The organism is Curtobacterium sp. MCBD17_040 (genome assembly GCF_003234805.2).
Taxonomy (GTDB): domain Bacteria; phylum Actinomycetota; class Actinomycetes; order Actinomycetales; family Microbacteriaceae; genus Curtobacterium.
The window spans coordinates 1,584,112-1,608,182 of the sequence record NZ_CP126273.1 but is presented as its reverse complement, the minus strand read 5'-3'; the positions used below and the strand labels follow the sequence as shown (position 1 = coordinate 1,608,182).

At 72.4% G+C, this 24,071-nt stretch carries 27 protein-coding genes; 7 read left to right on the top strand and 20 right to left on the bottom strand.

Translation table 11 applies throughout. The features are described from left to right. Positions 1-47: 47 nt before the first annotated feature. From DEI94_RS07590 to DEI94_RS07530, 13 genes are all read right to left on the bottom strand, one after another. Positions 48-1,169 carry a hypothetical protein gene (locus DEI94_RS07590; RefSeq protein ID WP_111026057.1) on the bottom strand — a complete coding sequence of 374 codons (1,122 nt, stop codon included), beginning with the start codon at positions 1,167-1,169 and terminating at the stop codon, positions 48-50. Next, positions 1,144-3,129 (bottom strand): flagellar biosynthesis protein FlhA, encoded by a 1,986-nt coding sequence (locus DEI94_RS07585; RefSeq protein WP_375334616.1) that lies wholly within the window; start codon positions 3,127-3,129, stop codon positions 1,144-1,146. The genes DEI94_RS07590 and DEI94_RS07585 overlap by 26 nt, the downstream gene beginning before the upstream one ends. Positions 3,130-3,194: 65 nt before the next feature. Next, entirely contained in the window at positions 3,195-4,376 is a 1,182-nt protein-coding gene (locus DEI94_RS07580) for an EscU/YscU/HrcU family type III secretion system export apparatus switch protein (protein WP_111012469.1), read from the bottom strand. A 2-nt stretch (positions 4,377-4,378) separates the two neighbouring features. Further along, the gene (locus DEI94_RS07575; protein ID WP_258368442.1) at positions 4,379-5,137 is read right to left on the bottom strand and encodes a flagellar biosynthetic protein FliR; all 759 of its coding nucleotides are present in this window, start codon (positions 5,135-5,137) and stop codon (positions 4,379-4,381) included. A 1-nt stretch (position 5,138) separates the two neighbouring features. Continuing rightward, positions 5,139-5,411, bottom strand: coding sequence for a flagellar biosynthesis protein FliQ (fliQ, locus tag DEI94_RS07570; RefSeq protein ID WP_111008854.1), 273 nt, complete (start codon positions 5,409-5,411; stop codon positions 5,139-5,141). Beyond that, positions 5,408-6,325 carry a flagellar type III secretion system pore protein FliP gene (fliP, locus tag DEI94_RS07565; protein WP_111026076.1) on the bottom strand — a complete coding sequence of 306 codons (918 nt, stop codon included), beginning with the start codon at positions 6,323-6,325 and terminating at the stop codon, positions 5,408-5,410. Before fliP ends, fliQ begins: the two co-directional genes overlap by 4 nt. Next, positions 6,322-6,858, bottom strand: a complete 537-nt coding sequence (locus DEI94_RS07560) for a flagellar biosynthetic protein FliO (protein ID WP_111026056.1) — start codon at positions 6,856-6,858, stop codon at positions 6,322-6,324. Before DEI94_RS07560 ends, fliP begins: the two co-directional genes overlap by 4 nt. A gap of 6 nt (positions 6,859-6,864) precedes the next feature. Beyond that, a complete protein-coding gene (gene fliN / locus DEI94_RS07555; protein WP_111008852.1) occupies positions 6,865-7,566 on the bottom strand; it encodes a flagellar motor switch protein FliN in 702 nt (233 codons plus the stop codon). Next, complete coding sequence (locus DEI94_RS07550; protein WP_258368441.1) at positions 7,563-8,540, bottom strand: flagellar motor switch protein FliM; 978 nt, start codon at positions 8,538-8,540, stop codon at positions 7,563-7,565. Before DEI94_RS07550 ends, fliN begins: the two co-directional genes overlap by 4 nt. Before the next feature lie 73 nt (positions 8,541-8,613). Beyond that, the gene (locus DEI94_RS07545; protein ID WP_258377957.1) at positions 8,614-9,636 is read right to left on the bottom strand and encodes an OmpA/MotB family protein; all 1,023 of its coding nucleotides are present in this window, start codon (positions 9,634-9,636) and stop codon (positions 8,614-8,616) included. Position 9,637: 1 nt separating this feature from the next. After that, the gene (locus tag DEI94_RS07540) at positions 9,638-10,462 is read right to left on the bottom strand and encodes a motility protein A (protein WP_111008850.1); all 825 of its coding nucleotides are present in this window, start codon (positions 10,460-10,462) and stop codon (positions 9,638-9,640) included. A gap of 1 nt (position 10,463) precedes the next feature. Further along, on the bottom strand, positions 10,464-10,760 hold the full coding sequence (locus DEI94_RS07535) for a flagellar FlbD family protein (protein ID WP_111008849.1): 297 nt from the start codon (positions 10,758-10,760) through the stop codon (positions 10,464-10,466). 169 nt (positions 10,761-10,929) lie between these two features. Beyond that, positions 10,930-12,708, bottom strand: a complete 1,779-nt coding sequence (locus tag DEI94_RS07530) for an N-acetylglutaminylglutamine amidotransferase (protein ID WP_111026075.1) — start codon at positions 12,706-12,708, stop codon at positions 10,930-10,932. A 223-nt stretch (positions 12,709-12,931) separates the two neighbouring features. Here DEI94_RS07530 and DEI94_RS07525 point away from each other — a divergent pair, with 223 nt between their 5' ends. The 7 genes from DEI94_RS07525 (at position 12,932) to DEI94_RS07495 (ending at position 19,387) form a co-directional block, all read left to right on the top strand. Next, positions 12,932-14,113, top strand: a complete 1,182-nt coding sequence (locus DEI94_RS07525) for a carboxylate-amine ligase (RefSeq protein WP_111026054.1) — start codon at positions 12,932-12,934, stop codon at positions 14,111-14,113. Positions 14,114-14,188: 75 nt separating this feature from the next. Continuing rightward, positions 14,189-14,926 (top strand): sulfite exporter TauE/SafE family protein, encoded by a 738-nt coding sequence (locus tag DEI94_RS07520; RefSeq protein ID WP_111026053.1) that lies wholly within the window; start codon positions 14,189-14,191, stop codon positions 14,924-14,926. 27 nt (positions 14,927-14,953) lie between these two features. Then, positions 14,954-15,937, top strand: coding sequence for a glycoside hydrolase family protein (locus tag DEI94_RS07515; RefSeq protein WP_111026052.1), 984 nt, complete (start codon positions 14,954-14,956; stop codon positions 15,935-15,937). Continuing rightward, complete coding sequence (locus tag DEI94_RS07510; RefSeq protein WP_111026051.1) at positions 15,934-17,031, top strand: Gfo/Idh/MocA family protein; 1,098 nt, start codon at positions 15,934-15,936, stop codon at positions 17,029-17,031. Before DEI94_RS07515 ends, DEI94_RS07510 begins: the two co-directional genes overlap by 4 nt. A gap of 59 nt (positions 17,032-17,090) precedes the next feature. Beyond that, positions 17,091-18,092 carry a Gfo/Idh/MocA family protein gene (locus DEI94_RS07505; protein WP_181441735.1) on the top strand — a complete coding sequence of 334 codons (1,002 nt, stop codon included), beginning with the start codon at positions 17,091-17,093 and terminating at the stop codon, positions 18,090-18,092. A 63-nt stretch (positions 18,093-18,155) separates the two neighbouring features. Then, positions 18,156-18,830 carry a TetR/AcrR family transcriptional regulator gene (locus DEI94_RS07500; RefSeq protein ID WP_111026049.1) on the top strand — a complete coding sequence of 225 codons (675 nt, stop codon included), beginning with the start codon at positions 18,156-18,158 and terminating at the stop codon, positions 18,828-18,830. Next, positions 18,827-19,387, top strand: a complete 561-nt coding sequence (locus DEI94_RS07495) for a hypothetical protein (protein WP_111026048.1) — start codon at positions 18,827-18,829, stop codon at positions 19,385-19,387. Before DEI94_RS07500 ends, DEI94_RS07495 begins: the two co-directional genes overlap by 4 nt. 40 nt (positions 19,388-19,427) lie before the next feature. On the opposite strand, the gene DEI94_RS07490 is transcribed toward DEI94_RS07495, so the two are convergent. The 7 genes from DEI94_RS07490 to DEI94_RS07460 all read right to left on the bottom strand — a co-directional run bounded on the left by DEI94_RS07490 (position 19,428) and on the right by DEI94_RS07460 (position 24,069). After that, a complete protein-coding gene (locus DEI94_RS07490) occupies positions 19,428-19,814 on the bottom strand; it encodes a VOC family protein (protein ID WP_258368439.1) in 387 nt (128 codons plus the stop codon). 53 nt (positions 19,815-19,867) lie between these two features. Then, a complete protein-coding gene (locus DEI94_RS07485) occupies positions 19,868-19,996 on the bottom strand; it encodes a hypothetical protein (protein WP_258368438.1) in 129 nt (42 codons plus the stop codon). Then, positions 19,993-21,033 (bottom strand): CU044_5270 family protein, encoded by a 1,041-nt coding sequence (locus tag DEI94_RS07480; protein WP_111008841.1) that lies wholly within the window; start codon positions 21,031-21,033, stop codon positions 19,993-19,995. The genes DEI94_RS07485 and DEI94_RS07480 overlap by 4 nt, the downstream gene beginning before the upstream one ends. Then, positions 20,999-21,577 (bottom strand): RNA polymerase sigma factor, encoded by a 579-nt coding sequence (locus DEI94_RS07475; protein ID WP_258368437.1) that lies wholly within the window; start codon positions 21,575-21,577, stop codon positions 20,999-21,001. Before DEI94_RS07475 ends, DEI94_RS07480 begins: the two co-directional genes overlap by 35 nt. 47 nt (positions 21,578-21,624) lie before the next feature. Beyond that, on the bottom strand, positions 21,625-22,155 hold the full coding sequence (locus DEI94_RS07470; RefSeq protein WP_111026047.1) for a MarR family winged helix-turn-helix transcriptional regulator: 531 nt from the start codon (positions 22,153-22,155) through the stop codon (positions 21,625-21,627). 140 nt (positions 22,156-22,295) lie between these two features. After that, complete coding sequence (locus DEI94_RS07465) at positions 22,296-23,471, bottom strand: flagellar hook protein FlgE (RefSeq protein WP_111026046.1); 1,176 nt, start codon at positions 23,469-23,471, stop codon at positions 22,296-22,298. 154 nt (positions 23,472-23,625) lie between these two features. Beyond that, entirely contained in the window at positions 23,626-24,069 is a 444-nt protein-coding gene (locus DEI94_RS07460; RefSeq protein WP_111026045.1) for a flagellar hook capping FlgD N-terminal domain-containing protein, read from the bottom strand. Positions 24,070-24,071: the final 2 nt, after the last annotated feature.

Genomic DNA, 24,071 nt, shown 5'->3' with positions numbered 1-24,071 from the left:
GGGGAGCCCCCGGTGCGGACTCGGCACGGCGCCGATCGCGTCGACGGTCACCGCCAGCTCCGGACGTCGACCACGGGGAACCCGAGCATGTGCACGGTCTCCGGCGTCGTCGTGTCCTCGGCCCCGACGCTGAGGACCCCGGTCACGCCGATCGTCCGCTGCACCGCGCGGACCTCGCGCGCCGTGTCGTCGTGCTTGCGGCCCGCGTCCACGACCACCCACACCTGGTCGGGCGCGATCCCCACGAGTCGTGCGGCACGCTCCGGGTCGTCCGCCGCACCGCTCCACACGAACGACGACACGACCGCCGTGCCCTCCTGGACCCCCGCGGCCCGGGCGAGGATCGCCGATCGCCGGTCCTCGACGGGCAGGATCCGGAGCGCGTGTGCGGTCGCCACGACCGGGAGGACCTCGGTCACCGCCGCGGACCGGCCCACGACGAGCACGAGGTCACCGTCGGCGCGACGGACCGCGGGCGGGTCGGGAATCCGGTCCGTCGCGTCGGGGACGGGAGCCTGCACGAACCCGTCGACGCCGGCCGCGACCGGGGTGAGGGGCGTCGACTCGACGAGCCGGTCCTCCCGGTCGGACGGCAGCGGAACGGCCGGACCCACCGCGGGCGTCGCCGTCCCGGCCCCACCGATGGCCTCACCGAGCGGGACGCGCGGCGCCAGGCCGTTGAAGGTGAAGTCGTCCATGAGCGAAGCGAAGGCGTCCGAGCGGGTCGCGACGACCTCCTCGTCTGCTCCCACCAGGAGCGGACCGCCCGGGCCGGGACCGGACGACACCGACCTGCCCGAGGCCGGGATGCCGGGAACGGGGCGGAGGGACCCGCGCGCTTCCTCAGCAGCGCGGCGACCACGACGGGTCGTGACGGCGTCGGCGGCGGCGAGCCGGTCCTCCCGGGCCTCGGCGTCCTCGAGCAACGCGAGGATCCCGGCGCGACGGGGCCCACCCGCGTCGATGGCGACGCGCGCCACCGGTTCGTCGCCGGGCGCCGGCACCTCGACGGTCGCCTCGTAGTGGTGCTTCCGGAACAGGCCGCCGATGCCGCCCGTCGTCACCCGCTCGGCCGCGACGATGCGGGCCGCCGGGCCGAACTCGGCGCGGACGTCGGCGCGCAGGGCGTCGAGCGTCGGCGCACTACGCTGCGATCGGATCGGCGGCACGGACGACTCCCACGGTCTCGATGGTGGAGCCCGCGGCGGTCGCCTCCTGGTAGGAGAGCACCGGCAGGCCGTTGGACTGGGCGGACACCAGGCGGTGGATCGCCGGACGGAGCTGCGGCGCACACACGAGCACGGCCGACAGGCCCTGGTGCTCGACGGCGCCCACGGCATCGCGGACCGATCCGAGCACCTGCTCCACCCGGTGGGCGTCGAGCAGGATCTGCGTGCCCTGCTCGGACGGGCGGAGCCCCTCGAGCATGGACTGCTCGAGCCCGGGGTCGATCATGATCACCCGGAGCACGCTGCCGTCGAGGTAGCGCGCGGCCAGGGCGGGGCCGAGCGCCGCACGGGCCGCCTCGACGAGTCCCTCGGGGTCCGTCGAGACCTTCGCCCGGAGCGTCAGCGCCTCGCAGATGCGCCCGAGGTCGTTGATCGGCACCCGCTCGGCCAGGAGGCCCTGCAGCACACGCTGGAGCTCGGCCATCGACAGCATGCCCGGCACGAGTTCCTCGACCGCTGCCGGGTTGGTCTGCTTGACGCCCTCCGTCAGGACCTTGACGTCCTCACGCGTGAGCAGCCGGGCGGCGTTGTCCCCGATGATCGCCTGCAGGTGCGTGACGAGCACGGACACGCGGTCGATCACCGTCGCGCCGGTCATCTCGGCGGCGTGCCGGAGTTCGGCGGGAACCCACCTGCCGGCCAGCCCGAACACCGGCTCGGTCGTCGGCTCCCCCGGCAGCCCGTCGAGCTGGTCGCCGAGGGCGAGCACGCTCCGTGCCGGCGCGGTGCCGCGGCCCGCCTCGACCCCCGCGATGCGGATCGCGTACGTCGACGGCGGCAGGTCGACGCTGTCCCGCGTGCGCACCGGCGGGACGACGAGTCCCATGTCGACCGCGATCTTGCGGCGGAGGGCGCGGACGCGCCCGAGCAGGTCGTCCGAGGCCCCGGACACCATGTCGACGAGGTCGGGCGCGAGCAGGATCTCGAGCGCGTGCACCCGCATCTGCTCGATGAGGTCCTCGGGGGTGTCCCCCGTCGGCGCGACGGCCGCGGCCCGCTCGGCCCGTTCCGCGGCGGCCGCATCGGCCTTCGCCGTGACCCCGAGGCGGTACGCGACGATGAGGAGCGCCGCCCCGACGAGCAGGAACGGGACGATCGGCATGCCCGGGATGAACGCCATACCGCAGGCCGCGATCCCCGCGATGAGGATCGCGTTGCGGGACTGCGTCAGCTGCGTGGCGGCCGAGGAGCCCATGTCGGCGTCCGCGTTCGACCGGGTGACGATCATGCCCGTGGACACCGCCATGAGCAGCGCCGGGATCTGCGTCACGAGGCCGTCACCGATCGTCAGGATGCCGTACTTGCCCAACGCGTCGGTGATCGACAGCCCGTTCTGCACCATGCCGATCGCGATGCCGCCGACCAGGTTGATGACGATGATGAGGATGCCCGCGATCGCGTCCCCCTTGACGAACTTCGAGGCACCGTCCATCGCGCCGTAGAAGTCCGCCTCGGCGGACACCGCTGCCCGGCGCTCCTTGGCGACGGTGTCGGTGATGAGTCCCGCGTTGAGGTCCGCGTCGATGGCCATCTGCTTGCCGGGCATCGCGTCGAGCGTGAACCGCGCCCCGACCTCGGCCACGCGCTCGGCGCCCTTCGTGACGACGACGAACTGGATCACGACGAGGATCATGAAGATCACCGCGCCGATGATCACCGACCCCGAGACCGCGACGTGCCCGAAGGCCTGGATGACGTCGCCCGCGAACCCCTTGCCGAGCACCAGTCGCGTCGACGCGACGTTGAGTCCGAGCCGGAACAGCGTCGCGACGAGCAGCAGCGACGGGAACACCGAGAAGTCGAGCGGCTTCCGCACGAACAGCGTCGTGAGCAGGATGACGAGCGCCAGCAGGATGTTGCAGATGATGAGGAAGTCGAGGACGAACGACGGCACCGGCATGATGAGCAGCAGGATGATGCCGACGATGCCGATCGGCACGGCGAGCTTGGGCAGGTCCTTGCGGTTCACGCTGGGGCTCCTTCGGTGGTCCGGGCATGACGGATGCGGCGGGGCAGGGCGTCCCCGGCGAGCTGGTCGGCGGCGATGACGGTGGCGACTTCGTCGGCGGTCGTGGGACGCGGGGCCGAGTGCACGCCGGTGGCGGCGCCGCGGGCGCGGAGCGCCATGACGAACGACAGGACCCGGGCCACGGGCGTGTAGAGGTCGACCGGGATCTCCGTGCCGATCTCGCACGCGGCGTGCAGTGCACGGGTGAGCGGGACGTCGCGGACGATCGGGACACGGTCCGCCTCGGCACGGTCGCGGATGACCTCGGCGACGGCGCCCGCGCCCTTGGCGACGACCTTCGGTGCCGACTTGCCCGGCTCGTACCGGATCGCGACCGCGAAGTGCGTCGGGTTCGTCAGGACGACGTCGGCCGTGGCGATCGCACCGATCATGCGGTTCCGGCTCATCGCGAGCTGTCGGGAGCGCCGGTGCGACTTGACGTGGGGATCGCCGTCCGTGCTCTTGTGCTCGTCCTTGACCTCCTTCTTCGTCATCCGGGTCTTCTTGCGGTTCCGGCGCATGACGACGAACACGTCGACCGCCGCCAGGAGCAGGCCGGCCGCGATCGCCGCGCGGAGGAGCGTGGCGGCGCCGTTCCCGGCGGCCTGCAGCACCGCGGTGAGCGGCAGCGACCCCGAGGACATGAGCACGGGCACGAGGCCCTGCACGGCCCCCCAGAGCACGAGCCCGACGACCGCGCTCTTGAGCAGGGCCTTCGCGCCGCCCCAGAGCGCCTGGGTGCCGAACACCCGGGTGATGCCGGTGAGCAGGTTGAACTGCTCGTAGTTGCCGGTCATGCGCTTGATGTGCACGCCGCCCTGCGCGATCGCGGTGGCCGCCACGACGACCGCGACGACGCCGAGCATCGGGGCGAGGGTCGACCCGATCGAGCCGAGGTCGGCGGCCATGGTCTCGCGGACGGCGCCCACCGTCGGGTGGGCGATCACCCGCTCGATCCGGAACACCTGGTCCGTGCCCGCTGCGGCGGCCGATGCGATGGTGGACGGCACCATGACGGCGGCCGCGGCGACCCCGAGCCAGGCGCTGAGGTCGGTGGAGCGGCTGAGCTGGCCCTTGCGGTGGACCTCCTTCATCCGCTTCTCGGTCGCCTGTTCGGTGCGTTCTCCGGTGTCGGACATGGTCACCGCCCTCCGGTCAGCAGGGTCACCGCGTCACCCGTGAGCGAGGAAACGACGCTCGGCAGCGCCATGAACAACGCGCCGGCGAACATGACGGTCAGACCGATCTTGATCGGGTACCCGAGCTGCAGCGCGTTGAGCGCGGGTGCGACGCGGGTGAGCAGGCCGAGGCCGACGTCGGACAGGAACAGCACGACGACGAGCGGGCCCGCGATCTGGAGTGTCGAGAGGAACATCTGCGTCGTGCCGGCGAGCATCGCGTGCACCGGGTCGGCCAGCGAGAACGACCCGGCCAGCGGCACCGCGTCGAACGAGCGGGTCAGGCCGCCCACGATGAGCTGGTACCCGCCCGAGGCGAACAGGAGCGCGAGCGACGTCATCTCGAACAGGCGCGTGAACTGCGCCCCGTTCACCTGGGACTGCGGGTCGTACGCCTGCGCGAGCGTGAACCCGCCGAACAGGTCGACGAGCGCGCCGGCCGACTGGACCGCCGCGAACACGAGGTAGACCAGGAACCCGAGGGTCAGTCCCACGGCGAGCTCGACGACGAGCGCGACGACGAACGCGCCGGTGTCGAGCGCGTGATACCGGGCTGCCGCCCGTGGCGCGACCGCGAGCGCCAGGCCCATCGCGAGCATCGCCTTGACCGTGCCGGGGAACGCCTTGTACGAGAACGGCGGCGCGATGACGATGAACGCCACCATCCGCACGCCCGCGAGCATGGTGCCCTCGAGCTGGTCGAAGTCGATCGACAGGTCCACGTCAGCTCCCGAGCAGGTTCGGGATCTGGTCGAACAGGAAGTGCGTGAACCCGACGATCTCGTCGATCATCCAGTTGCCGCACACGACGAGCGCGACGGCGACGGCGAGGGCCTTCGGGACGAACGCGAGCGTGACCTCCTGGATCTGCGTGATCGACTGCAGGAGCGAGATCGCGAACCCGACGACGAGGGACGTGATGAGCACGGGCGCGGCGAGCTTGCCCGCGACGATGAGCGCCTGCAGGACGAGGTCGATGACGGCTTGTTGGTTCACGACACCACCTGGTAGCTCTCGATGAGCGACTTGATGATGAGTCCCCAGCCGTCGACGAGCACGAAGAGCAGCACCTTGAACGGCAGCGAGATCATCACCGGCGGCAGCATCATCATGCCCATCGACTGGAGCGCCGCGGACACGACGAGGTCGATGACGAGGAACGGGAGGAAGATGACGAACCCGATGATGAACGCGCTGCGGAGCTCCGAGATCATGAACGCCGGGACCAACGTCGTCATCCCCACCGCGGCCTCGTTCTTCGGGTTGGGCCGGCCGGCCGCGCGGGTCATCAACGCCAGGTCCTCCTGCCGCGTCTGGTGGAGCATGAACTTCCGCAGGGGCGCACTGCCGACGTCCACGGCGTGCTGGAAGTCGATGTGCCCGGCGAGGTACGGCTGCAGGGCGTCGTCGTTGATGTGCCCGATGATCGGCCCCATGATGAACAGGGACAGGAACAGGGCGAGCCCGGCGATCACCTGGTTCGGCGGGATCGACTGCAGTCCGAGCGCGTTCCGGGTCATCGACAGGACGACGAAGATCTTCGTGAACGACGTCATCATGAGCAGCAACGCGGGTGCGACGCTGAGCAGCGTGATGCCGACGAGGGTGACGACCGCCGACGAGGGGGTGCCGTCCGGCCCGTTCACGGACACGTCCAGGCCGCCGTTCGTCGACGGGGTCGCGGGCGCTGTGGGAGCCGCGGGTGCGGTCGGCCCGACCACGCCGGCCGCGTGCGCGCCGCCAGCGGTGAGCATGAGGAAGCCGACGACCGCTGCGAGACCGAGGAAGACCAGGACGGCGATGCGTGCGACCCGGACCGCGCGGGCTCGGCTGCTCCGGGCCTCCCGGCCGACGCCGGGCGCGAGGACGAGCGGACGCGGCGGGGTGCGTCCGCCGGGGACGAGCGTCATCCGGTGCGCCTCGCGCGGACGGCCGCGGCGGCCTGCCGCCACGTGTCCGCCGACAGGATCGAGCCCTGGAGCTGCTGCTGCGTGGGCACGGCGATGTGCGCGGCGCGGCGGTTGCGGGGGCGGGCCCGGAGGACGGGTGCGGCGCTCTCCGGCTCCTCGGTGAGCGCCTGCGCGGCAGCCGGGAGGGACGGTGCAGCCTGTGCCGCCAGGACCGCCCGGAACGGGTCCGTCGCGTCGGACCCCGCGTCGGACCCCGCGGCCGACGCCGCGGGCGCGGTCCCGGAGGCGAGCACGGCCACCTGCTGCTCGGTCACACCGAGGACGAGCCGCTCACCCTCGACGTCGACGACGACGACGCTGGCCTTGCCACCGATCCCCTGGCGCGCGACGACCTGGACCGCCGCCGAGCGTCGTCCGCGACCACGCGACGAGCCGGTCGTGCTCTTCGCGACGCGGCGCTGCACGAACCAGAGCAGGGCCAGCACGACGCCGAGGGAGAGCGCGACCCGGAGGGCGACGACGAGGGTGTCCACGGAGGGTCAGATCCCCTCGGCGACGTCGAGGATCTTCGTGATGCGGACGGCGTAGTCCTGGTCGACGACGACCACCTCGCCGTGCGCGATGAGGCGGCCGTTGAGCAGCACGTCGGCCGGTGCGCCGGCGGATCGGTCGAGTTCCACGACGGCCCCGGGCTCGAGGCCCAGGACGTCACGGACGGCCATGCGGGTGCGACCGATCTCGACGGTGAGCGCCATCTCGACGTTGTTGATCCGGCCGAGGTTGCCGCTGATCGACGAGGCGACGGCCGCGGCCGCGGGTGCGTCCTCGCGGATGCGGATGGCGAACCACCCCGCCGGGACGCCCGCGGCGCTCAGCTCGAACACGGTGGTCTGGGGGTCGAGCAGGAGCGACGCGGCGGACGCGCGCACGGCCTCGCCGAGCACGCCCACGCCGAGCATGCCGGCCGCCGCCTCGAGCGCCGGCCGGACGACGTCCGTCACCGAGACGAGCGGCGCGTCGACGCCGCCGGCGGCCGTCATGCCGTCGAGGTCGAGGAGCACGAGCGCGAGGTCGGCCGACAGCGCACCGACGAACGACGCGACGACCGCGCCGCCCGCCTGCCCGGCGGCACCGCTCGCCGCTCCCGGCGTGAGCGGGGTGGCGCGCAGGGGCGTGGGGGTCGGGAGCTGACCGACGAGCGCCTCGGCGACCGAGGTCTGCAGGGTGATGGTGGCGGTCATGACGCCCTTTCGGTGTTCGGAGTGCGTGCGTGGGCGCCGGCGGCGGCGGGCGTGGTGGCGACGACGACGCCGGCGAGACGTGAGCCGTTCGCGCCGACCGCCGCCGTGCCGATCGGCTCGCCGTCGACCGTCAGGGTCAGCGGACGGTGCTGCGGGTGCGGGAGCGGCACGACGTCGCCGACCGCGAGGCCGAGGACGACGGCCGGACGCACGACCGCCGGGGCGAGCTGCAGCGAGACCCCGACCGGCACGTTCGCGATCTGCGCGTCGAGGAGTTCGCGCGGATCGGCCGTCGTCACCGTCGGGTTCGACTCGCCGAGCTGCGGCAGGACGACCTCGAGCGGGATCGCCAGGGTGGCCGGCGCGATGCGCTCCCCCACGCGGATGTCGAACGACGCGACGAGCATGAGGTCGCTCTTCGTGGCCGCCTGCGCGAACTGGCTGTTCCACTGGAACGAGCCGACCCCGATCGGCTGCACGAGGAGCGTGCCGAGCGAGTAGCGGAGGTCGTCGAGCGCGTCCTCGACGAGTTTGCGCACGAGCGCCTGCTCGATCGGGGTGAAGGTGCGCTCGGGGGCCGGCAGCGGTCGGGCCGCTCCGAGCATGTGACTGACCCACGTGAGCACCGAGGTGAGCGGGAACTGCAGGACGCCCTTGGCGCTCACGTCCTCGATCGTCAGCAGCACCATCGCGGTGAGCGGCGGCAGCGACGCGGCGTACTCGTCGTACGTCAGCACCTGCACCTGCTCGCAGGTGACCTGGGAGAGCACCCGGACCTTCGCGGTCAACTGGGTGCCCCACTGCCGCGCGAACGTCTCGAACGCGAGCTCGAGCACGCGGGACTGCTCACGGGCGAGGGTCGTCGGTCGACGGAAGTCCACCACCTCGACCTGGGCGTCGTCGTGCGCACGCTGGTCCCCACCGTGGTCGTCGCGCGGGGACGCCACGGCGCGCTGGGCGAGGAGGTCGGTCACGACGGGCACTATCGGTCCCGCGGTGATCCGTCGTTAGCGCTGTCCCCCGGACTGGGCGGGTGTCCCGTCGCCGCTACCCATCGCCCTCCGCGGTCGTCGGCGCCGTGGACCCCGCCGTCTCGCCCCGATGCGCCGCGTCCTGCGCAGCCGCGATGGCCGGCATGAGCGCGCTGACGTCCTGGTCCTGGTTCGACAGCACGACGATGTCGACGCGACGGTTCAGCGCGAGGTCGGCGTCGGTCGACCCCTTGGACAGCGGCCGGCTCGACCCGAACCCGACGCTCTGCACGTGGTCGGCCGGCAGGCCTCCGCGCTCGACGAGATCCCGGAGCACGCCGGTCGCGCGGGCCGCGGACAGCTCCCAGTTCGTGGCGTAGGGCGCGGTCGAGTTCCGCTGGTCGGCGTGCCCCTCGACGCTGATGTCGTGGCCGCTGCTCTTGAGGACCGGGGCGATCGCGTCCATGACCGCTCGGGCCTCGTCCGACAGGTCCGCGCTGTTGGTGGCGAAGTACGTCTCGCTCCCGACCAGCCGGACCGTCAGCCCGCGGGCGTCGAGGTCGAACTGCACGTTCGCGGTCTTGCCCTCGGCCGTCAGGTTCTTCTTGATCGCGGCCTCGATCGCCTTCAGGTCGTCGAGCTCCTTCTTCGCCGCCTCGACGTCCGCCTTGCTCGCCTTCGCCACGGCGGTGTTCGGCGTCGGGGCCGCCGCGGGGACCGCGACCGCGCTCGGGTCGGCGCTCGTGCCGTCCGCGTTGCTGTTCGCCGTGCCGCTCGCCGCACTCGAGTGCTCCGCATCGGACTTCGACAGCGCGTAGCCCTTGCCGTCCTTCTTCGTCACCTCGTCGGGCTTGACGACCGTGCCGGACGCCGTGTCGACCTTCTGCTTCTGCACCTGGCCGAAGCCGGTCGCGAGCGAGTCCTTGAGCGCGATGAACTTCTGCTGGTCGACCTGCGACATCGCGAACAGGACCAGGAACATGCACATGAGCACGGTGATCATGTCCATGTACGACGCCATCCAGCGCTCGTCCGGGTGGTCGTCGTCATCGTGTCCGCCGCCGCCGTGACCGCGGCGCCCTCGCCCTCTGCCAGCCACGTCAGGCCGCCAGCGCTTCGTCGTCGGCGGCGCCCTTGCCCTTGCCCTTGGCGCCCTTGGCCGGAGCCGCGTCACCGCGGGCCGACGGCGGCACCATGGCGCGGAGCCGCTCGCCGAGCAGGCGCGGCTGACTGCCCGCCTGCACGGCCAGGAGGCCCTCCATGAGCAGCGTCTGTCGAGCCACCTCGAGGTCGGCGAGCTTCTTGAGCTTGCCGCCGATCGGCAGCCACAGGAAGTTCGCACTGAGCAGGCCCCAGAGCGTCGCCACGAACGCCGACGCGATGAGCGGCCCGAGCTCGTCCGGCTTCGACAGGTTCGCGAGCACGTGGGTCAGGCTGACGACGGTGCCGATGATGCCGACCGTCGGGGCGTAGCCGCCGAGTCCCATGAAGAACTTGCTCGCGTTCCGCAGGGTCGACGCGTTCGACTCGATCTCGTCCTCGAGGAGGATCCGGAGCTCCTCGCCGTCGGTGCCGTCCGCGATGTTCTGGAGCGCCTTCTTGAGGAACGGGTCGTCGTGCTTGTCGGCCTCCTGCTCGAGCGACAGCAGGCCGTTCGTCCGCGCCGTCTCAGCCAGACCGACGACGTCCTCGATCACCGATGCCGGGGGCACGACCTTGCCGGTGAACGCGGTCGGGATCGCCTTGAGGTTCGCGATGGCGTCCTTGAGCGTCGTTCCGGCGAGGCCACAGGCGAGCGTCGCGCCGAACACGAGCACCATCGGGGCGGGGATGATGAGTCCGGAGATCTCGACGTGCTCCATCGAGACCATGCCGAAGAGCGCCCCGAACGCGAGCAGGACGCCGATGATCGTCGCGAGGTCCACGTCAGCGCCGCCCCTCGGACGTGCGCGGTGCGGCGATGTCGGACACCGGCGCGAGGACCGGCTGCGGGCCCGTCGTGTTCACGCTCGAGGCCGTGTCGTCGGCCACGCCGGAGGCGATCGCGATGATCCGGGCGCGGTACGCGGCGATCATGTCGATGACCTCGGCCATCGACTCCTGCACGATGTACTTCGCGCCGTCCACCATGATGAGGGTGGTGTCCGGGCTCTCCTGGATGCGTTCCACGAGATCCGGGTTGACAGCGAATCTGCTGTCGTTGAGTCGCGTGACGACGATCATGGCCCGTCCTAGGTCGTGTGCTCCCGCCGCCGTCCGTGGGGCGGGTGTCCCGCTCGTCCTGAGCGGTACAGTCACGACTATCGGCCGCGGCGTCACCGCCGTTAGCCCGGTGCCCCGCGCCGTCGGCGGTCTCGTGCCCGGGGGTGGACCGGGCCGGTTCGGCGGCCGCTCACCGGATCCCGTGCCGCTGCAACCACAGCTCGAGCACCGCGAGCTGCCAGCAGAGTGCACCGCCGACGCGCGTGCGGAACGCGTCAGGCCGGTCGATGACGGCCTGCACGACGTCCTGGCGCAGCAGCCCGCGCTGCCGGGCCTCCGGCGCGAGCAGGGCGTCGCGCGCGACCCCGGCTAACGCGCCGTCGAGGTGCCGGAGCGCGGGGACCGGGAAGTACCCCTTCGGCCGGTCGACGACCTCCTGCGGCAGGAGCCGCCGACCGAGTGCCTTGAGCAGGCCCTTGCCGTCGTCGGCGATCTTCAGCGCGGGCGGGCACGCCGCCGCGAGGGTGACGAGGTCCTGGTCCAGGAACGGGACCCGAGCCTCCAGACCGGAGGCCATCGTCATGCTGTCGACGCGCTTGACCGGGTCGTCGGGCATGAGCAGGTGCGTGTCGAGCCGGAGGACGGCGTCGAGCGCGGTCTCGGCACCCGGGGCTGCGAGGTGCGCGGCGATGGTGTCACGGCTCACGTCACCGGCCGGCAGCCGGCCGGGTTCCACGAGCGCGCGAACGCCGGAGGCACTCTCGGAGAAGGTGCCCGCGAAGGCGTCGAGCGCCCGGTCCCGCGACACCCGACCAGCACGCCGGTGGTATCGGTAGCCGGCGAACACCTCGTCGGCACCCTGCCCGGACTGCACGACCTTCCGGTCCTCCGAGACCGCCCGTGACAGCAGGAAGAACGCCGCGACGTCCTGGGTGGCCATGGGCTCGGTCATGGCGTCGACGGCCTCGTTCACCGCCGTCGGCAGATCGGTCGTCGGGACCAGGATGCGGGTGTGCTCGGTGCCGAACCGCTCCGCGACGACGTCGGACCACCGGAACTCGTCCCCGGACTCCCCCGCGGCGTCCTCGAACCCGATGCTGTACGTGCCGACGGGGTCGGCGGACTCCTCGGCGAGCAGGGCGACGAGGAGGCTCGAGTCGAGTCCGCCGGACAGCAGCACGCCGACCGGGACGTCGGCCACCAGGCGGCGTCGGACCGCGGTGCGGAGGGCGTCCTCGACGGCGTCCTCCCAGTCGCGGGCCGTCCAGCACGCCCGTCCCGCGTCGCGTTCGTACGTCGGCGCCCAGTACTCGCGGTCCTGTGTCCCGCCGCGCTCGTCGATGACCCGCACGGTGGCCGGCGGGAGCTTCCGGACCCCCCGCAGCACGGTGCGCGACCCCGGAACGATCGAGTGCCAGCTCAGGTAGTGATGGAGCCCGACCGGGTCGAGCTCCGTGTCGACGCCCCCACCCGCCAGGAGTGCCGGCAGCGTCGACGCGAACCGCAGCCGACCGCCGACGGTCGCCAGGTAGAGGGGCTTCACGCCGAGGCGGTCACGAGCCAGGACGACCTCCCGCCGCCGTTCGTCGACGACCACGACCGCGAACATCCCGACGAGGTGGTCGACGAACCGTGCGCCCCAGCGTTCGTACGCGGCGAGCACCACCTCGGTGTCGCTCGTGGTGCCGAAGGGGCGGCCCGGTTCGAGCTCGTGGCGGAGCTCCCGGTGGTTGTACACGCAGCCGTTGAACACGATCGTCACCCGGGCGTCGGCCGACTGCATCGGCTGGCCCCCAGCGTCCGAGAGGTCGATGACGCTGAGCCGTCGGTGCCCGAGCGCCGCCCACCCGCACGACCAGCTTCCCTCGCCGTCCGGGCCCCGGTCGTGCATCGTCGCCGCCATGCGGCGGACGACGTCCGTGTCGGCCCGTTCTCCGTCGAACGTGACCTCGCCTGCCACACCACACATGCTCGTGCCTCCACGCCGGTGCGAGGGTTCCGCAGGCCGACCGCGCCCACCGAACCCGGTGACACCCGAGCGTCGATCCAGGTGGTCCCGCCCGGACCGGCGGTGCGCGAACCGCGGGTGCGCTCGCGAGTCCGCGCGCACGTTCCGCGCGCCCGCGTACCGCCGTGTGCTGCTCCTGACAACCCCGTGAATCCTCCCGGCCGCATCCGCACACAGTTGTCCCATGCGAACGATGGGTGTGGAGGAAGAACTGCTGTTGGTCGACGGCGAGACCGGCGAGCCGGTGCCCCTCGCCGACGAGGTCCTCGGCTGGCGGACCCGGCTGCAGGGGTCACGTGCCGACGGATCCCTGACGGGCGAGATGCAGCTCGAGATGCTGGAGACCGTGTCGTCGGTCCACAACCGGCTGTCCGCGCTCGAGCAGGAGGTGCTGGCGAACCGCGGCACGGTCGACGCGATCGCGGCGCTCGAGGGTGCCCGGGTCGCGGCACTCGCGAGCGCGCCGCTCCCGACGCGACCGCACGCCCGGGACACACCGCGGTACCGGACGATGCTCGACCGCTACGGAGCGCTGCCCCGTCGGAGCCTGTCCTGCGGGCTGCACGTGCACGTCGGCATCGAGTCCGAGGACGAGGGCGTCGCCGTGCTGGACCGGATCCGCACCTGGACACCGGTCCTCATCGCCCTCACCGCGAACTCCCCGTTCCACGACGGCGAGGACACCGGGCACGCGAGCTACCGGAGCATCGAGTGGACGCGGTGGCCCTCCGCCGGGCCGATGGAGCGGTTCGGATCCGTCGCCCGGTACAACGCCGTCGAGCAGGCGATGCTCGGCACCGGTGCCCTGCTCGATGCGGGCATGCTCTACCTCGACGCTCGGCTGTCGCGGTCGTTCCCGACGGTCGAGGTGCGCGTCGCGGACGTGCCGCTCGACCCGGCGGTGACGGCGATGATCGCGGGCATCGTGCGGGCGATGGTCGACACCGCCGCGGCGGACTGGCGCAACGGCGTGCCCGCCCCGGACGCTCCCGCGTGCGCGGTTCGACTGGCGAACTGGCGGGCGGCACTCGAGGGACTGGAGGGCGAACTCGTCGACCCGGTCACGGGACGTGCGGCGGAGGCGCGCACGGTCATCGGGATGCTCCTCGAGCGCCTCGGCCCGGCGCTCCGCGCGAACGGTGACGAGCAGTTCGTCGAGCGGGGCATCGCCGAGGTCCTCGCGCACGGCACGGGTGCCCAGCGGCAGCGCGCCGAGTACGCGCGGACGGGCGATCTCGGCGCCGTGGTGCGGAGCGCGGTGCTCGAGACGCAGGGACGCAACCGCTCCGGGACGATCCACCTCGAGGAGCCGGACCCGTCCGCAACCCCGCACCGGGCCTCCCGGCCGAGGACCGCGACCGCCTGACGACCGGCAGCGGGAACCCGCCGAGCCACGGCGCGGACCCGTCGGCCGGGCTCCGCGACGTGCCAGGATCCAACGGTGACGACCGCGGTGTTCCTGTTCGTGGCCGGTGTCGCCGCGGGCGTCATCGGCACCGCGGGCGGCATCACGTCGCTCGTGGCGTACCCGGCCCTGCTCGCCGTGGGCATCCCGCCCCTCGCCGCGAACGTGACGAACTCCGTGGCCCTGCTCGGCAGCGGGGCGGGATCGGCCCTCCGCGCGCGGGGCGACCTGGTCGGGCACGCGCCGACCGTCCGGCGGTGGCTGCCGGTCACGGTCGTCGTGTCGACCGCGGGCGCGGCCCTGCTGCTCGCGACGCCGTCGCACGTGTTCGACCGCATCGTCCCGTTCCTCGTCGCCGCGGGGTCCGCCCTGCTGCTCGTGCAACCGTGGATCGACCGCCGACGGACGGCGACGACGATGGCGCGCCCGGTCGCCGCGGCGAGCGTCGCCGGCGTCTCGCTCTACAACGGGTACTTCGGGGCGGGCTCCGGGGTCCTCATGATCGCCGTGCTGCTGCTCGACGGCGAACCCGTCCTGCACCGTGCGAACGCGCTGAAGAACGTGTTGCTCCTCGCTGGTGACATCGTGCCCGCCGTGCTGTTCGCCCTCTCCGGGACGGTCACGTGGGCCGCGGTGTGGCCCCTCGGCCTCGGCGCGCTCATCGGCGGGCTGATCGGTCCGAGCGTCGCACGGCGTGTCCCGCAGTCCGTGCTCCGTGTCGCCATCGCGGTGTGCGGGTTCGTGCTCGCCGGGTACCTGCTCGTCGCGGCATGACGAGCGGATCGGGAGCAGGCTCGGGGCATGACCGCTGACGACGCACTCGGGTCCATCGACCTCCCCGGCACCCCTCGACTGGTGGGCGCACCGTGGGGTGACACCTCGCGGCGGGGCCGCCCGTACGCGAAGGACCCGTCGGTGATCCGGTTCGGTGGCCGCTACCTGCTCTACTGCTCCTTGCCGTCCGGGTCCGACGACGTCGCCGAGGGCTGGTCGGTCGCCGTGGCCGAGAGCGACGACCTCGTGTCCTGGCGCACCGTCGCCGTCCTGCCGCCGTTCGGCGACTACGACGCGACGGGCGCCGCCGCCCCCGGTGCGGTCGTGCTCGACGGACGCGTGCACCTGTTCTTCCAGACCTACGGCCGTGGTCGCGAGGACGCGATCTGCCACGCCGTGAGCGACGACGGCATCGCCTTCACGCCGAACCCCGAGAACCCGGTCTTCGCGCCGTCGGGCGACTGGACGTGCGGACGTGCGATCGACGCCGACCTCGTGGCGACCGACGAGCACCTCGTGCTCGCCTGGGTCACGCGCGACCCGGAGATGCGGATCCAGATGCTCGGCACCGCTCGCGCGCCCCTCGACAGCGCGTTCGGCAGGGCGGACTGGGAGCAGCTGTCGGTCGACGGTCCGGCGCTGGCACCGGAACTGCCGTGGGAGCAGGAGTGCATCGAAGCGCCGGCGCTGCGCTGGGACGGCACGACGTTCACGATGTTCTACGCCGGCGCGTACAACAACTGCCCGCAGCAGATCGGCTGGGCGACGAGCACGGACGCGCGGACGTGGACGCGGGGTGCCGACGAGCCGCTGATCCCGGCGGGTCCGGTCGGCGCCTGGAACCACAGCGAGTCCGGACATCCCGGGTTCCTCGCCGACGGCCCCGACGCAGGGGTCCTGTTCTTCCAGGCGAACGCGGACGACGGGCACACGTGGCGGATCGGCGCGACACGGGTGTCGTTCGACGGTGCGACTCCGCGCGTCGAGTTCCACGGGGAGGCCGCGCGATGACCGCTCCGATGCGCGTCGGCCTGGTCGGCGTGGGCACCATCAGCGCCCAGTACCTCGCCGACCTGCCGTCCCTGCCCGGACTCCGGCTCACCGCCGTCGCCGACGTCCTGGAGGACCGTGCGGCTGCCGTCGCCGCCGCTGCGGGCGTGCAGGCACTCGCGGTCGACGACCTTCTGACCTCGCCCGACGTCGACGTGGTGCTCAACCTGACGATCCCCGCCGCGCACGCCTCCGTGGCCACACGCGCCGTCGCGGCCGGCAAGCACGTGTACGGCGAGAAGCCGCTCGCGCTCTCGACCGCCGAGGCCGCCCCGGTGCTCGAGGCCGCCGCGCGCGCGGGCGTCCGGGTGGGCAGCGCCCCGGACACCGTGCTCGGTACCGGCATCCAGACCGCACGGGCCGCGATCGACGACTGGCTCATCGGCACACCCGTCGGTGCCGCCGTCGCGTGGAGCGCGCCCGGGCACGAGCTGTGGCACCCCGCGCCGGGGTTCTACTACCAGCCGGGCGGGGGTCCGCTCTTCGACATGGGTCCCTACTCCCTGTCGAGCCTCGTGACCTTCCTCGGCCCCGTCGCCCGGGTGAGCGCGAGTGCGACGCGATCGGACCGCCGGCGCACGATCGGTACGGGCCCGGCGGCCGGGACGGGCATCGACGTGTCGGTCGACACCCACGTCGTCGCGATCCTCGAGCACGTCGACGGCAGCGTCTCGACCGTCACGATGTCGTTCGAGGTCTGGGCGACCCGCGCACCCCTGTTCGAGGTGTACGGCACCGCGGGCACGCTGGGTGTGCCCGACCCCAACCGCTTCTCGGACCCCGTGTCGGTGTTCGTCGCCGGGAGCGACGCGTGGCGGGAGCTCCCGGTCGCCGGCGGGTACGCCGACGCGGGCCGCGGTCACGGCCTCGCGGACATGGCCCACGCGATCGCCACCGGCCGGCCGCACCGGGCCTCCGGCGCGCTCGCGTTCCACGTGCTCGACGTGATGGAGTCGATCACCCCTGCCGCCGCCGAGCACCGCGTCGTCGAGATCGCGTCGCGCGTCGAGCGACCGGAGCCCGTCCCGCTGGGAGCGCGTCCCGACACCTGGTGAGCGTCCGCGCGTCGCGGGGAGCGAACACGAACACCGAGATGAGCCACGAGGGAGCGAGCATGCCATTGACGTTCGGGATGATCGGGGCGTCGACGATCGGTCCATCCGGGTTGGTCGAGCCTGCCGCACGTCGTCCGGACGTGCGCGTCGCGCGGGTCGCGGCGCGTCGCCCCGGGGCAGCCGCGGAGTACGCGCGGACGTGGGACATCCCGCGCGCGTCGGAGCACTACGAGGACGTCCTCGCCGACGCCGACGTCGACGCGGTGTACATCGCGAACGCCGCGGCCGAACACGCACGGTGGACGATCGCGGCGCTCCGCGCGGGCAAACACGTGTTGTGCGAGAAACCGATCGGTGTGAGCGGCGCCGAGGGTCGCGCGATCGTCGCCGTCGCGGCGGACTCGGGGCGGCTCGTCATGGAGGGGTTCCACTACCGCTTCCACCCGCTGTTCGACGCGCTCCGGACGCTGGTCGGGGACGGCCGGTACGGGCCGCTCTCGTCGATCAGCTCATCTGTCAACGGCACCCGCCCGTACGATCCGCAGTCGATCCTGCACGTCGCCGCGCTCGGAGGCGGTGCCCTCCTCCACAACGGCGTGTACGCCGTGCACTGGTCGCGACTCCTGTTCGACGCGGAGCCGAGCGAGGTGACCGCCCGTCAGCGGTGGAACCCGAGCGGCGCGGACTCGGACACGATCGCGACGCTGCGCTTCCCCACGGGCACCACCGCCAGCATCCACTGCTCGTTCGACCAGGACGATCCGGTGTCCCTCACGCTCCAACTCGCGGAGGCCGAGGTGACGGTGACGGGACCGATCGTGCCGCACCACGGAAACAGCCTCCGTGTCATCCCCCGACGCGGCGCTCCGACGATGACGACGGTCGCCGGCGGCACGAGCTTCGACCACCAGCTCGACGCCTTCGTCCGTCGTGTCGGTGCCGGCGTCCCCGATCCCAGCACGGCGTACGGACGCGGCGACGACATCGTCGCGAACCTCGACGTGGTGGATGCCATCCGCCGAGCCGCACGGTCCGGAGGGACGGAGCCGGTCCGACGGTGACGCACTGGACGACGCCGTCCCGGAAGCTGGACGGCGGAACGCATCGCGCGCTAGTTTTTGAACATGTTCGAAAACGAGGACCGGGAGTCGAAGCGCAGCCGCACACGGGCGCACATCCGCGAGGTCGCGCTGCGGTCACTCCGCGAGCGTGGCTACGACGGTACGACCATGCGAGGCATCGCGACCGACGCCGGACTCTCCGTCGGGAACGCCTACTACCACTTCCCGACGAAAGACCACCTGGTCCAGGAGCTCTACGTCGACGTGCAGCAGGAGCACCGCGCGGTCGCGCTCCCGCAGCTCGCCGCGGAGGACGATCTGACGGCGCGGGTGGGCATCGTCGTCCGGACCGGGCTCGCGAACCTCCGCGGCTACCACGCGATCGCCCCGCAGTTCCTCGCGGCCGCGATGGCGCCCGCCTCCCCGATCAACCCGCTGTCCACCGAGTCGTCCGCCGCGCGGGACCTCGTGCTCGGGCTGTTCCGCGAGGCCGTCGACGCTGCGCGGCAACAGCTCCCCCGCGACCTCGCGGGTGACCTGCCGATCGCGCTCTGGACCGGCTACCTGCTCCTCACGCTGTTCTGGACCTACGACACCTCCGCCGAGCAGGCCCGCACGGCACGTCTCGTCGACGCGATGCTCCGCGTCCTCCGGTTCGCACTCCCGATGCTCCGGATCCGCCCGTTCCGCTCGGCGGTCACCGAGATCGTCGGCATCGTCGCCGGGCGCCTCGCATGACGACCGACCGCCAGAACGGGAACCGGACGTGGGCCGACAGCTGGTGGCTCGAGATCCGGGCGTACGGGTGGCTCGTCGGGGTGACACTGCCGATCGTCCTGCTCCTGGGGTTGTCGGGGACCTCGCTCGTGTCGCTCACGGACGGCATCGGCGTCGGTGGCGGGCCCTGGTACGAGGTCGTGGGCCAGATGCTGCTCTGGGTCGTCTGGATGGACGGCCTCACTGCCGTGTTCGCCTTCGGCGCCGTCCTCGTCGCGTTGCCGTTCACGTGGTCACTGGGCCGGGTGATGCGCCCCGTCCGTTCGCGCGCGGTGCACGTCGTCGCGACCTCGGTGCTCGCGGGCACGCTCGCCGCGGTCCCGATCGCCGTCTGGCCGCCGTCGGCGATCCTGTTCGTGCCCATCTCGGTCGCGGCCGGCGCCGCCGGGGCGATCGCTCGGCGCGGCGAGTTCCGCCGAGCCGACCGGCTCGCCGCGGAGCACGGGCGGTCGGACGGTGCGCCGGCCGGGGCGTGGCCGGCGCCGTCGCCCGTCCGTCCGACCGGGGACGGGAGCTGACCCGCCGGCCCGCACCACCGGCGGGGACAGCCGGGAACGCTCAAGCCCCCGGCAGGAACAGGCAGAACGGGTGGCCGTCCGGGTCGAGCATCACCCGGACGTCCTCGGTCGGCTGCCACGCGGCTTGCCGTGCGCCGAGCCCCTCGGCTCGCGCGACCGCGGCAGGCAGGTCCTCGACCAGGAAGTCGAGGTGGAGTTGCATGCCGGGGGCGTCCGATCGGCCGGGCCAGGTCGGCGGGACGTACTCGGGCTCGAGCTGCACCGAGAGGCCCGGGCCGTCGTCAGGACGGACCCGGGCCCAGCTGTCGTCGTCCTCGAACACCGTCCAACCCGTCAGGGCGCCGTAGAAGCGGGCGAGCTCCAGGGGGCGCGGCGAGTCGAGGACGGTGGCGACGAGGGTCGGCATCGCGGGGTCGGCGGCGGTCATGCCGGGGAGCGTACGCCCGGTGGTCGGGCGGTGCCGCTCCCCGGCACGGGCCGTCATCGTCCGTTCGCGGCCTCGCGCTCGAGTGCCCAGGTGACGTCGACCCAGCGGGTCCTCGGCGTCGGGATCACCAGGAGCGGCACGGTGTCCACGCCGACGGTCTCGACCTGCGGTGCGGCGCTCACCGGGCGCTCCTGGCCGGTGCGGCGTCGACGACGCTCGTGGTCACCGCGGTCCAGCCGATGGGGGTGCCGTCGGGCACCTTCCAGGAGGCAGCCGCCCCGCCCGTGACGACCTCGCGTTCGCCGATGAGCAGGCCCGTGGACGGATCGATGATGAGCTCCTGCTGGTCGCCGTTGCCCTGTGCGTAGCCGATCGCGACGCCGGTCCGCCCCTCGAGGTTGGCCTGGCGGTCGGTCAGGACGACCCCGGGGATGCCCGCGGCCGCCTTGTACAGGGCTGCGCGGAGGTCCGCCGGTGCGAGTCCACTGCGGAGCGTGTCGGCGATCCACCCGAACGCGGCGAGGTCCGGGTCGTCCTGGCCCTTCGTGGCGTCGTAGGCGTGCCGGAGCAGCGCGGCGGGGTCCCGTGGAAGGGCCGCGAGGTCCGACGGCGACACCACGGCCGGGCTCCCGTAGAACCCACCACCGGCTGCGCGCAGGTACTCCCCCTTCGCCTTGTCGGACACGCGCGCGGCGCGCTCGGAGTCGGGCCCGAACGTCTGCACCACCCGCTCCGGGTCGCGGACCCAGACCCAGTCACCGGCCGTGTCGGCGGGGACGTACAACTGGCCGTCCTGCGACGACAGGTAGGTGCCGGAGCCGTGGTCGTCCTCGAACCCGGATGCGTAGACGGCCCGCGTCGCGACCTCGAGGTACTGACCGGGGTGCACGACCGGGTCCGTCGTGGCGGTCGTCGAGGCGGCGGCGTGGGTGAGGACCTCCGCCGCGGCCGGTGCCGCGCTCCCGTGCGGTCCGGTGCCGGCCACGCCGATCACGTTCCCGACGACGAGGGCCGCCGCGACGCCCGCGGCGACGACGGAACCGGCGCCGATCCACCCGGCACGGCGGCCGCGCCGACCGGATCCACGTCGGACCGGACCCCGTGTGGGCGTGCCCTGCTCGATGTGCGCGAGCAGTGCCTCCCGGCCGCGTGCCAACGTCTCCGGCTGGACCGGTTCCACGTCGTCACGAACGGACCGGAGCAGTGTCAACTCGTCCATGTTCCACCTCCTGGGCCGCGTCGCGGCCTGCAGCGGCACGCAGCGTGCGGCGTGCTCGGTTGAGTCGTGAGCGGACGGTCCCGACGGGAACGTCCAGCGCCAGGGCGACGCCCTCGTAGTCGAGGTCGGCCCAGGCGTAGAGCAGCAGCACGTCGCGGTCGCGGGCGGGCATCCGCTGGATCGCGGAGCGCAGTCGGCGGACCGCGAGTTCGGCCTCGAGCGCCTCGTGGTCGTGCTCGGTGACGAGCGCGGTCGGGTCGGCCCGGGCGCTCGCCCAGAGCCGCGCCTCGATCCGACGGTGCCGTTTCAGCAGCGTCGTGACGATGCCGTACAGCCAGGGCAGGGCGTCCGCGCGGTCGAGGTCGTACGCGGTCCGGCGCTCGAACGCGACGGTGAAGGTCTCGGACACCAGGTCCTCGGCCACGTCGGGTCCCGCGCGGCGCGCTGCGAACCGGTGGATCGCCGGGGCGTGCCGGTCGTACAGCTGGGCGAACTCGGCGGGCCGTTCCAGGGTCCGCCGGATGATGTCGCTGTCGGTGCTCACACCAGGTATTGCACGGACCGGGCGATCGGGTTCACGATCCGTTCCGGTCAGTCGCCGCTCGGCGTGTCGCGCCGTGCGGCACGGGTGCGCCGCGGCCTGGCGGAACGGGGCGGGATGGTGCGCATGTGATCGCGGACGCGGGCGAGGACGCGGGACAGCGCCTCGATGTCGTCGTGGCCGAGCGGCTCGAGGAACAGCTCGCGGAGGACCGCGACGTGGCCCGGGAACACGCGGGCGAGCACGGCGCGACCCGCGTCGGTGACCGTCACGGTGACGCCGCGCTCGTCCTCGGACGAGGTGCTCCGGGCGACGAGCCCGGCCCGCTCGAGCAGCCCCACCTGGTAGGTGAGGCCGCTCCGGCTGTAGACGACGCCGTCGGCGAGTTCGGTCATCCGGCGGCTGCCGTCCGGAGCGTCGCCCAGCGTGGCGAGGAGCTGGAACTGCACGTAGCTGAGGTCGCCGGCCTCACGCAGCTGCTGCTCGACCGTGTGGCGCAGCAGACTGCTCACCTCGATGAGCGCGAAGTACGCGTCGAGTTCGACGGGGTCGAGCAGGGGTCGGGCTTCGTCGGCGGGCATCCGTCCATCGTACGGTGCTTCGAATTCCCAGCACCCGAGGGGCAGCGGCGCGCCGGTGACCGCGCACATGCCGGGAGGCCCGGCGGACGTGACCGGTGAACCGGACGTCCGCCTGGCCTCCCGGCCGCGCGGCGTGCGCGTCAGCGCTTGAGGTTCGTCAGCTCCTCGAGCACGGAGTCGGACGTCGTGATGATGCGGGCGTTCGCCTGGAACCCACGCTGGGCGACGATGAGGTTCGTGAACTCCTGCGAGAGGTCCACGTTCGACATCTCGAGCGTGCCCGACGCGAGCGAGCCGAGGCTGCCGGACGTGGGGCTCCCGACCTGCGCCGATCCCGAGTTCGCCGTGGCGCGGTAGCCGGAGTCGCCGACCTTCTCGAGGCCACCCGGGTTCGCGAACGACGCCAGGGCGATGCGGCCGAGCGCCTCGGTCGAGCCGTTCGAGAACTGGCCGACGAGCGTGCCGTCCTGCGAGATGGAGAAGCCCTTGAGGGTGCCGGCCGCGTGGCCGTTCTGGCTGCTGATCGACGCGGTCGAGAGCGTGGCGAACCCGGTGAGCTGGGTCATGTCGGCGGTGATGCCACCGATCTTCAGCGTCCCACCGCCGCTGATCTTGCCGTCGGCGCCGAACGTGATCGTGCCGGACGCGGCGTTGCCCTCACCGTCGGTGCCGCTGACGTTCCATCCCGCGGCGGTCTTCGTGAACGCGAGCGTCATCGCGTGCTTGGTGCCGGACGCGTCGTACACGTCGCTGTCGCGGGTGATCACCTGTCCGGTCGCGGTGTCCGACGGCAGGTTGCCGTCGACCGTGGCCGAGGTCGTCACGGCAGCGGGTGCTGCTGCGGTCAGCGGCAGCGTGATGTCGCCGAGCTGGCCGCCGTCGTCGACGACACCGTTGGTGGCCGAGTAGCCCTGGACGATCTTGCCGTCCGGGGTGGTCAGGCGGCCCTGGGCGTCGAAGTCGAACGAGCCGGCCCGCGTGTAGACGGTGTCGTTGCCCTGTCGCGTGACGAAGAACCCGTCGCCGGAGATCATGAGGTCGGTGGCCTTGCCGGTCGCCTCGGCCGAGCCCTGCGCGAAGTTCGTCGAGACGCCGGCGACCTGCACGCCGAGGCCGATCTGGGCCGGGTTCGTGCCGCCGAGGCCGGACTGCGGGGAGCCCGCACCCTGGGTCATCTGCGACAGGGTGTCCTGGAACACGGTCGTCGACGACTTGAAGCCGGCCGTGTTGACGTTGGCGATGTTGTTGCCCGTGACGTCGAGCATCTCCTGGTGGGAGCGGAGTCCGGAGATCCCGGAGTACAGCGAGCGGAGCATGGTGCGTCCTTTCGGAGGGCGACGGGCCGGCTGGCTCGCCGTCGGTGACGGAAGTGGTGGTCTCCGCGGCGCGTCCGTGCTGTGCGGTGGTGGTCCGACCGGCCGTCCTGGCCGGGGTGGTCGTGCGGGCGGGGCCCGGGGAGATGCGGGGCCCTCAGGACCCGCTGCTGGTCGTGGTCGTGACGCCGGAGACGCTGTCCAGAGCGACCTCCTTCCCGTTGACGGTCACCTGCGGGACGCTCCCGGCGTACGAGACGGCGGTGGCGGTGCCGGTCACGTCGGTGCCGGTCGTCGCGTCGGTGTAGGAGACCTGCTTGCCGACGAGGTTGGCGGCGGCGATCCGCATCTGGAGCGAGAAGTTCTCGTTCGCGGTCGACGTCTGGTTCGTCATCTGCTCCATCATCGCCATCTGCGTCTGCTGGCCGATCATGGCGTTCGTGTCCATCGGGCTCGACGGGTCCTGGTTCTGCAGCTGCGTGACGAGCAGCTTGAGGAACATCTGCGAGTCCATCGTCGACGAGGTCGTCGTCGGGTTCGCCGCGAGCGCTGATGCCTGGGCGGCCGTGTCCACGGTGCCGGTGATGCCGTCGAGTGCCATGT

Bases quoted from the DNA above. Each gene is read 5' to 3' on its own strand.
- DEI94_RS07500 (WP_111026049.1), top strand. From the start codon at position 18,156: ATGTTCGAAAACGAGGACCGGGAGTCGAAGCGCAGCCGCACACGGGCG.
- DEI94_RS07530 (WP_111026075.1), bottom strand. From the start codon at position 12,708: ATGTGTGGTGTGGCAGGCGAGGTCACGTTCGACGGAGAACGGGCCGAC.
- DEI94_RS07535 (WP_111008849.1), bottom strand. From the start codon at position 10,760: ATGATCGTCGTCACGCGACTCAACGACAGCAGATTCGCTGTCAACCCG.
- DEI94_RS07465 (WP_111026046.1), bottom strand. From the start codon at position 23,471: ATGCTCCGCTCGCTGTACTCCGGGATCTCCGGACTCCGCTCCCACCAG.
- DEI94_RS07490 (WP_258368439.1), bottom strand. From the start codon at position 19,814: ATGACCGCCGCCGACCCCGCGATGCCGACCCTCGTCGCCACCGTCCTC.
- DEI94_RS07510 (WP_111026051.1), top strand. From the start codon at position 15,934: ATGACCGCTCCGATGCGCGTCGGCCTGGTCGGCGTGGGCACCATCAGC.
- DEI94_RS07505 (WP_181441735.1), top strand. From the start codon at position 17,091: ATGCCATTGACGTTCGGGATGATCGGGGCGTCGACGATCGGTCCATCC.
- DEI94_RS07525 (WP_111026054.1), top strand. From the start codon at position 12,932: ATGCGAACGATGGGTGTGGAGGAAGAACTGCTGTTGGTCGACGGCGAG.
- DEI94_RS07585 (WP_375334616.1), bottom strand. From the start codon at position 3,129: ATGCCGGTGCCGTCGTTCGTCCTCGACTTCCTCATCATCTGCAACATC.
- DEI94_RS07495 (WP_111026048.1), top strand. From the start codon at position 18,827: ATGACGACCGACCGCCAGAACGGGAACCGGACGTGGGCCGACAGCTGG.
- fliP (WP_111026076.1), bottom strand. From the start codon at position 6,325: ATGACGCTCGTCCCCGGCGGACGCACCCCGCCGCGTCCGCTCGTCCTC.
- DEI94_RS07470 (WP_111026047.1), bottom strand. From the start codon at position 22,155: ATGCCCGCCGACGAAGCCCGACCCCTGCTCGACCCCGTCGAACTCGAC.
- DEI94_RS07480 (WP_111008841.1), bottom strand. From the start codon at position 21,033: ATGGACGAGTTGACACTGCTCCGGTCCGTTCGTGACGACGTGGAACCG.
- fliN (WP_111008852.1), bottom strand. From the start codon at position 7,566: ATGACCGCCACCATCACCCTGCAGACCTCGGTCGCCGAGGCGCTCGTC.
- DEI94_RS07515 (WP_111026052.1), top strand. From the start codon at position 14,954: ATGACCGCTGACGACGCACTCGGGTCCATCGACCTCCCCGGCACCCCT.
- DEI94_RS07460 (WP_111026045.1), bottom strand. From the start codon at position 24,069: ATGGCACTCGACGGCATCACCGGCACCGTGGACACGGCCGCCCAGGCA.
- DEI94_RS07580 (WP_111012469.1), bottom strand. From the start codon at position 4,376: ATGTCCGACACCGGAGAACGCACCGAACAGGCGACCGAGAAGCGGATG.